The following is a 13674-nucleotide window of genomic DNA, read 5'->3' on the forward strand; positions in this document are numbered from 1 at the left end:
TGCGCAGCGGTGCGAGTCAGTTTGCCGACCTTGCGATGATCACGGGCGCTTTCGCACCGTGTAGCACCGCTTGACTGACCGAACCGAGGGTCATGCCGGCGAAGCCGCCGCGCCCGTGACTGCCGACGACGATCAGCTGCGCGTTCTCGCCCTCGCCGAGCAGTCGCTTGGCGGAGCGATCTTCGACCACGATCCGCCGCACCCGTACCTCTGGATACTTTTCGCCGTAGCCGGCCAAGCTCTGCGACACCAGTTCCTCGGCTTCGTTCTGCATTTCCGCGCGCGAGATGTATCGGAAGAACTCCGACCAGGTGTGTACCGCGACCAGCTCGGCGCCGCGGTGGGCGGCCTCGTCGAAGGCGACCTCGACGGCACGGGCACTGCACGACGAGCCGTCGACACCGACCACCACCGGGCCTTCCGCGTGCTCGAAGTCGGCGGGGATCACCGCGACCGGGCATGCGGCGTGCCGGGCCAGCGCCGTGCTCACCGAGCCGAGGATGCTGCGGCTGAAGGCGCCCAGCCCGTGGGTGCCGACGACGAGCAGCCGCGCGGACTTGGATCGGTCGCGCAGCACCGGGATCGGCGGCGCCTCGACGAGATCGGCGGTGATGTCGAGCTCGCCGATCGAGGAGGCCGCCGTCACGGCGTTCTTGCGCGCGATCTCCAGAGCCGTCCGTCCCTCCTGCCGGTAGCTGTCGTAGTCGATTTGGGGGACAGCGATGCCGGGGCCGTAGTCGATCGGCGTGCTGATCGCGTAGACGATGTTCAGCGGTGCGCGTCGGCGGGCCGCGTCGGAGGCAGCCCAGCGGACCGCTGCCAGTGAGGTCGGAGAGCCGTCGGAACCGACGAGAATCGGCGGATTGATGCTGCTGGACATGTGATTTTCGCTTTCTTCTAAGCCCCGTGGGCGACCATGACCGGGCAATGGGCATGTTGGACAAGGAAATTGCTGGTAGACCCGAGCAGCAGGCCGCGGAACCCGCCGCGGCCCCGGCTACCGACCACGAGCAATTGCGCGGACTTCGACCACGCGGTGAGCAGAGTGCGTGGCCGGGCGATGGAGACCTTGGGAGTGACCTGGACCTCGGGATATTTCTCCTGCCAACCGGCGAACTGCTCGGCGAGCATGCGTTGTGCGGCGGTCTCCAGCTCCCGGACCGGAAGGAGTTCGATGGCGCCGGCTTCCGAATGGAGCGTGAAGCCGACGGCATGTACCGCGACGAGCGCACTGCCACGAATGTCGGCCTCGACGAACGCCGCGCCGACCGCGGCTTCGGCGGCGGAGCTGCCGTCGAAGCCGACGACGACGGGTCCGTCGGTGCGGGTGCGTTGCTCACTTCCGGTGTCGTGGACGACCACGATGTCGCCGTGGCCGTGGGCGGTCACCGCCAACACCGTCGAGCCCAGGTGGGCGCGCCTGCCGCCGTGTCCGACGCCGAGCGTCACCAGGTGCGCGGAGGCCGATCGTTCGATGAGCACGGTGGCCGGATGGGCGGGCGACAGTTCGGTGTCGACGCGCAGTTCGGTGTCGACGCGGCGGGCCAGCCGCGCTGCGCGAGCCAATCGGGCGGCGCCTTCTTCCCGCAGTTTCTGGGCGACCGCGGGCAACACCAGGTCGTACAGGCCGAAAACAGCCTGGGTAGCAGCCAGGTCGAGGCCGTGCACGATCAGAAGCCTGCGTCCGCGCTGGGCGGCCGTCTCGGCGGCCCACTGCACGGCCAGATCGGAGGCTTCGGAACCGTCGATACCGACGACTACGGCAGCGGATGCCAGGTGGTGCGGGCTGTCGAGGAGACTGGCGGACATACGTGGTGTCCCTTCGAAAGTCGATGCTTGCGTATTCGAAGAGTAGGGACCGGTGAGTTCACACGCGGCTGGCGTTGGTCCCGAATGTGGAGGTCCTTCGGCAGCATGCCGGTTCACCCTCCGGCGGCATGGCTGGATGTGGCGACATCTCCGGATCCCGGGCGGTTCGTCGCCGACGCTCTCGGCTGCGACCGGAACGGACCGGCTCTGAGCGTCCGGTGGACGGACATGGGCCACCGGTGTGCCGAGCGCAACCCGTATTCACGACGGTGTGCCGTCAGATGTGGTGCATCATTCGGTCGAGTTCGGTGTGCGCAATCCAGCCGGGTAAGGACTCCGACGGTAGGGCGGCAGAGAGCGGCCGGAACAGAGTCGAACCGACCCTTGCCATGGGACCTTCGCCCTGTGCTGGGGGTGCCCCTCGTTTGCGAGTCCCATTCCGGCCGACTTTCTGGCATTCGGTAGACGATGCTGGAACGATGCTGGCACGTTTGCTCCCGGGACTGGGGCAGTTCAAGGGCTACCAGCGGTCGTGGCTGCGGGCGGATCTGCTCGCGGGTGTCACCGTGGCCGCCTACCTCGTCCCCCAAGTCATGGCCTATGCGACCATCGCGGGGCTGCCGCCTGTGGCCGGCCTGTGGGCGGCGATCGGACCACTGGCGGTCTACATCCTGCTGGCGACTTCGCGGCAGCTGTCGGTGGGACCCGAGTCGACCACCGCACTGCTGACCGCGGTCGCGCTGGCTCCGCTGGCGATGGGCGATCCCGATCGGTACGCCACGCTGGCGGCAGTGCTCGCGCTGCTGGTCGGTGGGCTGGCTCTGGCCGGTGCGGCCGTTCGGCTGGGGGTGCTGGCGGATCTGTTGTCGAAACCGGTCCTGGTGGGGTACCTCGCGGGGACCGCCGGGATCATGATCGTCGGTCAGCTCGGCACGGTGACCGGAGTGCCGGTGGAAGGCGAATCCATTCTCGCGGAATTACACTCGTTCATCAGCAACCTGGATCACTGGCACTGGGCCACCTTCTGGCTCGCGGCAACGGTCCTGACCGTGCTCCTGCTGCTGGCATGGCGCGCTCCTCGCGCCCCGGGGCCCCTGATCGCGGTATTGCTGGCGACCGCGGTGGTCACGGTCTTCTCGTTGGACCGTTTCGGTATCGGGGTGGTCGGCGCGCTCTCCGCCGGCATTCCCATGCCCGGTTCGAGCCCGGTCGCCATGAACGACGTGGCGGCTCTGATCCTGCCCGCGATCGGCATCGCGGTGGTCGGATTCTCCGATTGTGTCCTGACTGCCCGGGCTTTCGCAGCCCGCCACGGCGACCGCGTGGAGGCGAACACCGAACTCGCTGCCCTCGGCGCGACCAACCTCACCGCCGGGCTGCTGCACGGATTCCCGGTGAGCTGTTCCGGCAGCAGGACCACCATCGCCGACGCCATGGGCGCTCGCACCCAACTGTATTCACTCGTCACACTCGGCAGTGTGCTGGCCATGGTGCTGGGGGGACGCGGCATCCTCGCGGCTTTTCCGTCCGCGGCGCTGGGGGCGCTGGTCGTTTACGCGGCGCTGCGGCTGATCAACCTGGCGGAATTCCGTCGTATCGCACGGTTCCGGCGCAGCGAGTTGTTACTGGCGCTCGCGACCCTCGTCGCGGTGCTCGGCCTCGGCGTGCTCTACGGCGTGCTCGTCGCGATCGCGCTGTCGATCTTCGATCTGCTGCGCAGGATCGCCCGCGCCCACGACGCGATTTTGGGCTTCGTCTCCGGGGTGGCGGGAATGCACGACATCGATGACTATCCCACCGCGAAACCCGTTCCAGGGCTGGTGATCTACCGATACGACGCGCCATTGTGTTTCGCCAACGCGGAGGATTTCCGCCGCCGAGCGCTGGCGGCGGTGGGTTCGAGCGCCGAACGCGGGGAAACGCCGGTGCGCTGGTTCGTGCTCAACGCCGAGGCCAACGTGGAGGTCGACCTGACCGCATTGGACGCCGTGGAACAACTCAGGGCCGAACTATCGGGCAAGGGGATCGTCTTCGCGATGGCGCGGGTCAAACATGACCTGCGCGGAGCCCTGGACGCTTCCGGCCTGACATCGAGAATCGGCGAGCGGCACCTGTATCCGACACTACCGACCGCGGTGGCAGCCTTCTGCGAGGACCGGGACACGGGGGCCGACATCCCCTCGGGTGGATGACCTTTGTCTCTGCCGATGCCTCGTTCGACGCGCGATCCTCGAAGCTGACGGCACGCGTCGTCGGAAGAGGTGAAACGGCGATGTCCGAAAGCGTGATCATTCCGCTGGACGGATGGTGGACTCGACTGATCCGTTTGTGGTCGCTACAACCGTGTAGTTCGAACGAGCTGATGCGCCCGTCCGATCGCATCGAATCAGCGATCCGCGTGATCGCCACGATCTCGGTACTGATCGCGGTGCCTGTCGCGGGCGCCCTCGCTACGGACGCGTATGCCGACACCTCCGCCGAAATCCGCAGCGAAGGCGCGACGAAATCCCTGGTTCACGCCGTGATCACCGACCAGCCCGTCCGAACCGCGGCGCATCGTTACGACGCCCGAGCGCGATGGGACGAGTCCGGACATACGGGCGATGCCGTCCTGCCGGTCCGGGAGAAGACGCAGCTCGGCGATCGTGTCGAGCTGTGGCTCGACGCCGGGGGCACTCCCACCGCGCGACCACGCCACCCGGACACCGCCGTCGTGGCCGGGATCGGCGTGGGTGTTTCCGTCCTGGTGGGCGTCTGGCTGTGCGGATGGTGCCTGGCGAACGGTGTCGCCCTGCTGTTGGCGCGGCAGCGTAGCGCGCGATGGGACCGCGAGTGGCGACAGATGTGTCGTCCGGCAAGAGAGGACACGCAATGATGTACTGGTACGGGAGCGGCCCACAGTGGTGGATGTTCGTTCTCATGATCTTGTTCGTCGTCCCGCTGTGGATCGCGGTGGCGATCGCGCTCGTAGCCGTGCGCAGACCTGAGCGCACGCAGGCCCCCCGATTCAGCAGCCCGGCGCGCTTGTCACCGGAAGCGCTGCTCGCCGAACGGTTCGCCAGCGGCGATCTCGACGAATCCGAATACCTGAGACGCCTCGCGGTGCTGCATCCCGCTCCCGCGACCCCGGCCGAAGACACCGACCCGCGTACGCGACAGTGAACGCAGACTCGAAGGAAGTTGGCATGCCCACCGAAAAGGCTTCGCGCCTCGCACCACCGAACTCATCGATCCTGGCCGCGGTGGACGGATCGGCCTGTTCGTATCAAGCGGTAGCCTGGGCGGCCGCCGAAGCAGCCCTGCACCGTTGCGCGCTGCACATCATCACCTCCATGGCTATACCCACCGGTTTCGGGCCGGGCATCTCGATGGGGGAGGCCGACCTGGAGTGGATGCGCAGGGACGGTGAACGCATCCTCACCGAAGCTGCGCGGGTGGCGCGCACAGCTTCGCCGGGCGACGAGCCCGCGATCACCACCGAGGTGAGCTTCGAACTGGCCATCCCGCTACTCATCGAGCGTTCCGCGCGGGCGCGGATGCTTGTGGTCGGTAGCCGCGGGCTCGGCGCGTTCCGGCGGGGCCTGCTCGGTTCGGTGAGTACCGCGACCACCCACCACGCGCACTGCCCGGTCGCGGTGATCCACGGAATCTCGGCGATCGACGCCGTGTCAGCGCGTCAACCGGTGCTCGTCGGCGTCGACGGCACCGCCAACAGCGTGCCCGCCGTCGAGCTCGCGTTCGAGGAGGCGTCGCGGCGGAAAGTGGACCTGGTGGCGCTGCACGCATGGAGCGACACGAGCGGTCTGGACGTGCCGGTCCGAGGATGGGACGGCGCCCGCGAATCGGCGGAGGCGGTGCTGGCCGAGAATCTCGCGGGCTGGAGCGACCGCTACCCGGATGTCGCCGTGCTGCGCGTCGTCACCGCGGATCGACCGGCACGGTCCCTGCTGGAAGAGTCGGCGAATACGCAACTGGTGGTAGTGGGCACGCACGGTCGAGGCGGATTCGCGAGCACGGTGCTGGGGTCGACCAGCAATGCGCTGCTGCACTCGATAGACGTGCCGATGATCGTCGTCCGTTCGAGGTGACGGCAGGACCGACCATCGCCGAACCCAGGTCGCATCCGGCGCCGCGAGAAAGGATTGACCTGATTACCTCCGGAGCCGATTCGTCGGCGCGGCCCTGCGCACGCGCTCGGCACGGTGGTCATAGTGCGCACCGATCCCGAGGCCGGCGGCGTGGTTCGCACGTCGGGCCCGGTAGTGGTGGGTGGGGACGGCAGCCCGGTCACCGACACGGCGATCGTGGCTGCCTTCACCGAAGCGGCCGAACGCGGTGTCGAACTCGTCGCCGTTCATGTCTGGAGCGATTGGGACTCCGGCCGGTTCGCCGGTCACCACAACGTGGTCGAGGCCGAATTCGACAAGGTCGAGCGGGCGATTCTCGCCGAGCGCATCGCGGGCTGGCAGGAGAAGTTCCCGGGGGTTCGCGTCACCCGCAAGGTCGAGGTGTCCGCGCCCGCTCCCCACCTGCTGGATTGGTCGAAGGTCGCGCAATTGCTCGTGGTCGGTAGCCGCGGGCGCGGCGGATTCGCGGGCATGCTCCTCGGCTCTACCGCCAACACGCTGGTGCAGCACGCTTCCTGCCCGGTCATGGTGGTCCACCCCGCGGGGTGACCCATACCGGGCCTGCGGACAGCGTCACTGGTACGCGCGCGGCGGCAGGTGGTCGCCACCGCCGGGCGCCGACGAAATCAACACCGTGTTGGCAGCGCCGGCCGGCGCAGATCCTCACGCATCCTCGGTGGTGGGCAGATTGGCGGCGCAGACCGCTTCTACGAATTCGCCGACGGTGTTCTCGGTCAAATGGCGGGCCAGATCGGCTTCGGTGATGATGCCGGCCAGCACGCCGTTGTCGGTGACCGGAAGCCGCCGGATCCGGTTCTGCCGCATGAGCGTCAGCGCGTCGTCCACCTCGGTGTCGATCTCGACGGTGTGCAGCCGTTCGGCGCCCTGTGCCAATTCTCCGGCGGTAGTGGTCTTCGGATTCGCGCCGACACCGACGACCTGCACGACGATATCGCGATCGGTGACAATGCCGACGGGATGACCTTCGCCGTCGCAGATCGGCAGCGCGCCGATATCGAGTTGGCGCATCCGCTGGGCGGCTGCTTCCATGGTCTCTCGAACACTGATGTGTTGTACGTCGGGCCGCATGATGGTCTGCACGGTTGCCATGAGGCGACTCCTTCTACTCCGGGCGGCGTGCTCGCTACTTCGATCATCATTCGACGGCGGCGAAGGTATCGACAGGGCAGAAGGTCATCTGACGCCGGCGCCACCGCGGCGGCGGTCGGAGCGGTCGTCGCCGCGACGGCCTGCGACAGCGGACGCGTTCACTTCGGATGTACGACCATGACGGGGCACTCGGCGTGCTGTACGAGCCAATTGCTGGTGGAACCGAGTAGAAGGCTCCGGAATCCGCCCCGGCCGCGGCTGCCCACGACGACGAGTTGCGCGTGCTGCGACCAATCGCCCAGATGGTCACGAGGCCCGGACAGATAGACCTTGCGGATCACGGTGACCTCCGGGTACTTCTCCTGCCAGCCCGCGAGTCGCTCGGCCAGCAGTGCCCGCTCACCGATCTCCAGGTTCTCCAGCGGGATCTCGAGGTATCGGGTTCCGGCGAATTCACCGGCGGAGAGGTCGCTCCAAGCGTGGACGGTGACCAGATCGACGTCACGTGCTGCCGCTTCGGCGAACGCGGCGGCTATCGCCGCTTCCCCCACTTCGCTGCCGTCGGCGCCTACCACAACCGGTGCGCGGTCGCCGGTCAGCTGCCGGTCGCCGCGCACCACCACGACGGCGCCGTCGGCGTGGGCGGTTACCGCGAGCAAGGTCGAACCCAGATGAGCGATCGTGCCCGTGCCCGGTGTGGCACCGAGGACCACGAGATGCGCGTGCGCCGACAGCGTGATGAGCAGCGCGGCGGCGTTCTCTTCACCGAGCTTCGTAGCCACAGGCAGATCGGGGGCGACACCATGCGCCAGCGCGCGGGCTTCGGTGAGGATTTTCCAACCGCGTGCGCGCATCGTCTCGCTGACCGCGGGCACCATCACGTCGTAAACGCCGAGCGTGGCGCGAGCCGCGGGAAGGTTCATCCCGTGCACGATCAGCAGGCGACGCCCGCGATCTGATGCCGTCCGAGCCGCCCAGCGGACAGCCGCCGAGGCGTGCTCGCTGCCGTCGGTGCCGACCACTACCGCAGCGGACGCGAACTCGTGCGGATTTCCCTCGTGCTGATCAACCATGTCGGTGCCCTTCGGTATACGGATGCGTCATCTGTACGGTAAGGATCGACACCTGCGGCGACTGCTGGCCTTGGTCCTCGACCGGAGGGCCGATAGGCAATGGGGATGTGCCGCCACTTCAGCGCAGACGAGACAGCGAACGTGACTCAGTACCGCTCGAATCCGACTCGGTTACGGCAGCGGAGCTGCCCAGCGCAGCACGGTGCCGCCCTCGGGTCGGTTCGCGAGGCTGAAGCTACCGCCGGCGTTCTGGGCCCGCGTCGCCAGGTTCGCCAGTCCGCTGCGGCGGGCAATGTCTTCCGGAATGCCCGCGCCGTCGTCGGTCACCTCGATCGTGACGTCGTCGTTGACCTGCAATTCGACCGATACGGTGCTCGCGGCCGCATGCCGCACCACGTTGCTCACCGCTTCCCGCAGCACTGCCTCGACGTCGTCGGACAGTGGTGGTGTCAGTACCGTGACTGGTCCGGCGAGCCGGATGGTGGTCCGCAGGCCGGTCTCAGCGGTCATATCGACAACGATGCCATGCAGGTATTTCCGATACTTCGACGAGTCCGCCGTCGTGTTGCTCTGCAGGTCGAAGATCGAGTGGCGGATGTCCTGAACGATGCTTTGCACGTCATCGATGGTGTCTGTCAGCCGGGACTTGACCTCGGGAGCACGTGCCCGCTGCGCTGTGCCCTGCAGGGACAGACCCACCGCGAACAATCGCTGGATCACATGGTCGTGCAGGCCGCGGGCGATGCGGTCGCGGTCGGAGAGGACGTCGAGTTCACGCATCCGGCGCTGGGTGTCGGCCAATTGCAGTGCCACGGCCGCCTGGTCGGCGAAGGCCGCCATCATGGCCTGGGTGGCGGTATCCAACGGTGCCGCTCCTGCCGGTCGCAGAGAGCCCAGGACGCCGATCACCGAGCCACGCGCACGCAGCGGGATGATCAACACGGGTCCGGTCTCGGGCACCATCTCGGCGAACGTCTCATCGCGCAGTTCATCGACGGAGACGGGCTGTCCTGTCCGGAACGCGTTGCCCGCATGCGAACCCTCGACACCCACGAACAACCCGTTCATCGCTTCCGAGCTCGGCCCGGCGGCGGCGGTGACCAAAAGTTCGGTGACTTCGTCGTGGGGGATGTCCGGGTCCTCGGGCAAAGCGAGGAAGGTGATCGCGGAGTCGGTCAGTGTCAGTGCGCGTTCGGCGACGAGTTGCAGGACTTCCTCCGGTTCGCCCCCGGCCAGGAGCTCGGTCGATACGTCGCGAATAGCTTCGAGCCATTGTTGCCGGATTCGGGACTGTTCGTAGAGACGAGCGTTCTCGATGGCGATGCCTGCCGCGGCGGCCAACGCTTGAACCACTACCTCGTCGTCATCGGTGAACTCTTGCCCATCTGCCTTTTCGGTCAAGTAAAGATTGCCGAAGACTTCCTCGCGGACTTTGACCGGGACACCGAGGAAGGTGTGCATGGGCGGGTGGTGAGTGGGAAAACCCACCGAGGCGGGGTGGTCGGCGATTCTGGTCAGTCGTAGCGGCTTGGGTTCTTCGATGAGCAATCCGAGTACGCCGTGCCCACGGGGGAGGTCGCCGATCATGACGCGGGTGCGGTCATCGATCCCTTCGTAGACGAACTCGGCCAGCTGATTGCTGGCTTCATCGGTTTCGCGGACACCGAGGGCGCCGTACCCGGCGTCGACGAGTTCGATGGCGGTGTGCACGATCGTCCGCAAGGTGTTGTCGAGGTCGAGCCCGGCGGTCACCACCAGCATGGCTTCGATGAGCCGGTCCATGCGGTCGCGGACATCGACGATCTGCGCGATCCGGTCCTGCACCTCGATCAGCAGTTCACGAAGCCGCAACTGCGACAAAGTCTCCGTCACCGAAGCCCGGCCGTTCGATCTGGGCGTATACCGCTGGCCCTCCATGGACCGCATTCTCCCACGATCGAGCCGCTGGCCTCCTATTGCGGACGATCACCGAGACTAGTGGACGATCGCCGAGACGAGGCGGTCACATCAGTACTGCTTCTCCGGCTGTTTCAGCGTGGTGGCGATCACTGCGGCCTGGGTGCGACGTTCGACGCCCAGCTTGGTCAGCAGGCGCGACACGTAGTTCTTGACGGTCTTCTCCGCAAGGAACATCCGGCCGGCGATCTGCCGGTTGGTCAAGCCTTCGCCGAGTAGGGCGAGCAGGGTGCGCTCCTGGTCCGTGAGGGCGGCGAGCGGGCCGGTCTTGGCCTCCGCTTCCGAGCGGAGTTTGGCCATCAGCGCGGCGGCTGCTCGGTTGTCCAGCAGCGAGCTGCCGGATCCGACGGTGCGGATGGCGTCGACGAGGGCGAGACTCTTGACATCTTTGACCACGTAACCGCTGGCCCCGGCCAGGATGGCGTCGAGCATGGCCTGCTCGTCGGTGAAGGAGGTGAGGATCAGGCAGCGCAGGTTCGGATCGGCCGAGAGGAGTTCGCGGCACAGCTCGATGCCGTTGCCGTCGGGTAGTCTCATGTCGAGCACGGCAACATCTGGGCGGAGCGCTGGAATGCGGGCCAGTGCTTGAGAGTAGCTGCCCGCTACGCCGACGACGGCCAGGTCCGGCTCCAGGTCGACGAGGTCGGCGACCCCGCGGCGGACGATCTCGTGGTCGTCGACCAGGAACACCTTGACCATGGATAACTCCTTTCGTGCTGTTATCCCAGACTACGGAGTGCCAGGTCGGCTCGCCTCGGAGTTCGACCTCGGATCGGTGACCGAGGTCCCTTGACAGGTCGTGTCCGTACCGGTGACCGACTGCCGACGGCAGTCCCGTCGCAACAACGAAAGCCGCTGCGATGAAGGGCTCCGCAGGGGCGAATCCCGCGCCTGGTATGGCGTCGTACATCTGGAACAGCATGGCCGAGATGCAAGCGAATTGGTGCAGCGATCCGGCGAGCAGCAGGGCCGTAGCCAGGACATACCCCCAGGGATGCCGGTGCCATAGCAGTGCGGCCGTCATATAGCCCGGAACGAGCAGTGTCAGGTCGAGGACGAAGCCGACCTGGGCATGGCGTCCGGAGCGGGTTATCCCGCTCACATAATTGGTATAGAGAATGCGAATTATCGTATCTTCTGGGCATGCAGCTCACCCGCTTCACCGACCTCGGACTACGGGTCGTCATGCGACTGGCGGTGGGGGGCAGCGGTGAACGTCCGGGAAGCCGGGAGATCGCCGAGCAGTTGTCGGTGTCCTACGCGCACGCGGCGAAAGTGATCACCCGGCTCGGCGAACTGGGCATCGTGGACGCGCGCCGCGGACGCGGCGGCGGTCTGGCCATCACCGAACTCGGGCGCACCGCCTCGGTCGGATGGCTGGCACGCAGGCTCGAGGGCGAGGCGGAAGTAGTCGAATGCGACGGCGCCGATCCGTGCCCGCTGCGGTCGGGGTGCCTGTTGCGCTCGGCGCTGCGCCGCGCCCAGGAAGCATTCTTCGAATCCCTCGACACCGTCACCATCGATGACCTCACTCGAAGTCCCGCTCGCTCCGTCCTTCTCGCCCTGCCCCGGGTAGGCGGCGCCGACACTCAGATTTCTGCAACGATCGGAGAATGACATGCTCTCGGCCACCACGAAAGAGACGATCCGGGCCACCCTGCCCGCGGTAGGCGCCGCCATCGACGACATCACGACGCTGTTCTACCGCAAGATGTTCGCCGCCCACCCCGAACTCGAACGCGATCTGTTCAATCGTGGCAACCAGAAGCAGGGCGGCCAGCAGAAAGCGCTCGCCGGTGCTATCGCCGCTTTCGCGGCGCTGCAACTCGAACCCGATCAGGCTCGTGTCGACCTCATTCTGTCGCGGATCGCGAACAAGCATGCCTCCCTGGGCATCGAGCCCGCCCAGTATCAGATCGTGCACAAGTACTTGTTCGAAGCCATCGCCGAGGTGCTCGGTGACGCCGTCACCGCCGAGGTCGCCGCCGCGTGGGACGAGTTGTACTGGTTGATGGCCGAGACGCTGATCTCGATGGAGGCCGGGCTCTACCGGTCCGCGGGTGTAGCGGTGGGTGATGTCTGGCGGCAGGTGCGTGTGCGCGAACGGCGCCACGAGTCCGCCGACACGGTCTCCTTCGTGCTCACCTCGGCGGACGGCACACCACTGCCGTCCTTCTCTCCGGGCCAATATCTGTCGGTGGCTGCGCGTCTCGAGGACGGTGCGCGCCAAATTCGCCAGTACAGTCTGTCGTCGGCCCCGTCGAGCGAGGACTGGCGCATCACTGTCAAACGGGTCGACGCTCACACCCTGCCGGATGGCTCGATCGCACCAGCGGGGGAGGTGTCGAACTTCCTGTATCGCAACGTATTCGAAGGTGACGTGCTGGAGGTGACCACGCCGTTCGGTGATCTGGTCCTCCAGGACGACGACGCGCCGCTGCTGCTGATCTCCGCGGGAATCGGATGCACGCCGATGATGGGAATGCTCAGTCACCTCGCCGGCACGGCCGACAGCCGCCCGATCTCGGTGCTGCATGCCGACCGCTCGCCCAGCAATCATGCCCATCGCGCGGAACTGGCCGAACTCGTCGAACGCCTGCCCTACGCGGTGATGTACCGCTGGTATGAGGATCTCGGCGCCCGCCGCCCCGAAGACAGGTTGTGGGAAGGCCGCGCCGACCTCGGCGAGATCACGATCGCAGCCGGTACCCGGGCCTACCTTTGCGGGCCACTGCCTTTCATGCTCAGCATGCGCGAGGCACTCTTGGACAACGGCGTAGCGGCCGAGAATATCCATTACGAGGTCTTCGGCCCGGACAGCTGGGCCGCGGCCCCGGCATAGGCTGCGGCGCACACCTGCCCGATTTCCTCCGCGCCGAACACAGCTTCACGAGCTCGACTTCCACCTGCACCAAACGGCCCAGTGGGCGGTTGACCGCATGCGAGCGGTCAGCAGGGTGGGCGCACCGGCTGGCGCCGGGTTCACGCCGAATGTGCGACCAGGATCCGGCAATGCGCGTGCTGGACGAGAAAATTGCTGGTCGAGCCGAGCAGCAGGCCGGTGAAGCCGCCGCGGCCGCGGCTGGCGACCGCGAGCAGCGTGGAGCCGAGATGGGCGAAGACGCCGACGTCGACGGTGGCGCCGAGCGCGATGAGGTGCGCGGGCTTCGAGAGGTGGATCAGCAGCCCGGACGGGCTCGCCTCGGAGATTTCGGTGCTGATCTCCAGGTTCGGCGCGACCTCGGCGGCCAGCCGGCGTGCGCCGCCGGCGATTCCCATGCCGCGCGTTCGCACGGCTTCGATGATCGATGGCGGAGCGGCCAGGTGGCTGCCCGTCATGGAGCGCAGCCCGGCAATGTCGAGCCCGTGGGCGATGAGCAAAGTGCGGCCTCGCCGTGCCGCTGTCTCGGCGGCCCAGCGGACGGCCAGCTCGCCGCCCTCGGAACCGTCTGCGCCGACCACCACCGGCGCGGACGCCAGCAGATGAGGGTTCTCGCGGTATGGCATATCCATGTATGTCGCCCGCCGGACCTCGGAAATCCCCTGCCCTTCGAAGCGTAAGAATTCGCAGGTCGATCGGCTGTTGCCCTTGGTCCTGG

At 67.0% G+C, this 13674-nt stretch carries 14 protein-coding genes; 7 read left to right on the forward strand and 7 right to left on the reverse strand.

The genetic code is table 11. The features are described from left to right. Window positions 1–16: 16 nt before the first annotated feature. Window positions 17–880: a universal stress protein gene (locus LTT66_RS29155; RefSeq protein ID WP_233061782.1), complete on the reverse strand. Its 864-nt coding sequence runs from the start codon at window positions 878–880 to the stop codon at window positions 17–19. Window positions 881–897: 17 nt separating this feature from the next. After that, the gene (locus tag LTT66_RS29160; RefSeq protein WP_233061783.1) at window positions 898–1809 is read right to left on the reverse strand and encodes a universal stress protein; all 912 of its coding nucleotides are present in this window, start codon (window positions 1807–1809) and stop codon (window positions 898–900) included. 479 nt (window positions 1810–2288) lie between these two features. On the opposite strand from LTT66_RS29160, the gene LTT66_RS29165 reads away from it, so the two are divergent. The 5 genes from LTT66_RS29165 to LTT66_RS29185 all read left to right on the forward strand — a co-directional run bounded on the left by LTT66_RS29165 (window position 2289) and on the right by LTT66_RS29185 (window position 6485). Continuing rightward, window positions 2289–4001 (forward strand): SulP family inorganic anion transporter, encoded by a 1713-nt coding sequence (locus LTT66_RS29165; RefSeq protein WP_233061784.1) that lies wholly within the window; start codon window positions 2289–2291, stop codon window positions 3999–4001. Between the two features lie 80 nt (window positions 4002–4081). Next, window positions 4082–4684 (forward strand): Rv1733c family protein, encoded by a 603-nt coding sequence (locus tag LTT66_RS29170; protein ID WP_233061785.1) that lies wholly within the window; start codon window positions 4082–4084, stop codon window positions 4682–4684. A gap of 44 nt (window positions 4685–4728) precedes the next feature. Further along, the gene (locus tag LTT66_RS29175) at window positions 4729–4971 is read left to right on the forward strand and encodes an SHOCT domain-containing protein (protein ID WP_233061786.1); all 243 of its coding nucleotides are present in this window, start codon (window positions 4729–4731) and stop codon (window positions 4969–4971) included. A gap of 23 nt (window positions 4972–4994) precedes the next feature. Beyond that, window positions 4995–5897 carry a universal stress protein gene (locus LTT66_RS29180; protein ID WP_233061787.1) on the forward strand — a complete coding sequence of 301 codons (903 nt, stop codon included), beginning with the start codon at window positions 4995–4997 and terminating at the stop codon, window positions 5895–5897. 123 nt (window positions 5898–6020) lie between these two features. Then, window positions 6021–6485 (forward strand): universal stress protein, encoded by a 465-nt coding sequence (locus LTT66_RS29185; protein ID WP_233061788.1) that lies wholly within the window; start codon window positions 6021–6023, stop codon window positions 6483–6485. A 114-nt stretch (window positions 6486–6599) separates the two neighbouring features. Here the strand turns inward: LTT66_RS29185 and LTT66_RS29190 are convergent, their stop codons facing one another. From LTT66_RS29190 to LTT66_RS29205, 4 genes are all read right to left on the reverse strand, one after another. After that, on the reverse strand, window positions 6600–7046 hold the full coding sequence (locus LTT66_RS29190) for a CBS domain-containing protein (RefSeq protein ID WP_233061789.1): 447 nt from the start codon (window positions 7044–7046) through the stop codon (window positions 6600–6602). Window positions 7047–7204: 158 nt separating this feature from the next. After that, a complete protein-coding gene (locus LTT66_RS29195; protein WP_233061790.1) occupies window positions 7205–8119 on the reverse strand; it encodes a universal stress protein in 915 nt (304 codons plus the stop codon). Between the two features lie 171 nt (window positions 8120–8290). Next, window positions 8291–10036 carry a GAF domain-containing sensor histidine kinase gene (locus LTT66_RS29200; protein ID WP_233061791.1) on the reverse strand — a complete coding sequence of 582 codons (1746 nt, stop codon included), beginning with the start codon at window positions 10034–10036 and terminating at the stop codon, window positions 8291–8293. 90 nt (window positions 10037–10126) lie between these two features. After that, on the reverse strand, window positions 10127–10774 hold the full coding sequence (locus LTT66_RS29205) for a response regulator (RefSeq protein WP_233061792.1): 648 nt from the start codon (window positions 10772–10774) through the stop codon (window positions 10127–10129). A 444-nt stretch (window positions 10775–11218) separates the two neighbouring features. Between LTT66_RS29205 and LTT66_RS29210 the strand changes: the two genes are divergently transcribed. Both LTT66_RS29210 and LTT66_RS29215 read left to right on the forward strand, forming a co-directional pair. After that, window positions 11219–11692: an RrF2 family transcriptional regulator gene (locus LTT66_RS29210; protein ID WP_233061793.1), complete on the forward strand. Its 474-nt coding sequence runs from the start codon at window positions 11219–11221 to the stop codon at window positions 11690–11692. Window position 11693: 1 nt separating this feature from the next. Next, on the forward strand, window positions 11694–12917 hold the full coding sequence (locus LTT66_RS29215) for a globin domain-containing protein (protein WP_233061794.1): 1224 nt from the start codon (window positions 11694–11696) through the stop codon (window positions 12915–12917). A gap of 140 nt (window positions 12918–13057) precedes the next feature. On the opposite strand, the gene LTT66_RS29220 is transcribed toward LTT66_RS29215, so the two are convergent. Further along, window positions 13058–13588, reverse strand: coding sequence for a universal stress protein (locus tag LTT66_RS29220; RefSeq protein ID WP_233061795.1), 531 nt, complete (start codon window positions 13586–13588; stop codon window positions 13058–13060). Between the last annotated feature and the right edge of the window lie 86 nt (window positions 13589–13674).

This window comes from Nocardia gipuzkoensis (assembly GCF_021183645.1).
GTDB classification, from domain to species: Bacteria; Actinomycetota; Actinomycetes; order Mycobacteriales; family Mycobacteriaceae; genus Nocardia; species Nocardia abscessus.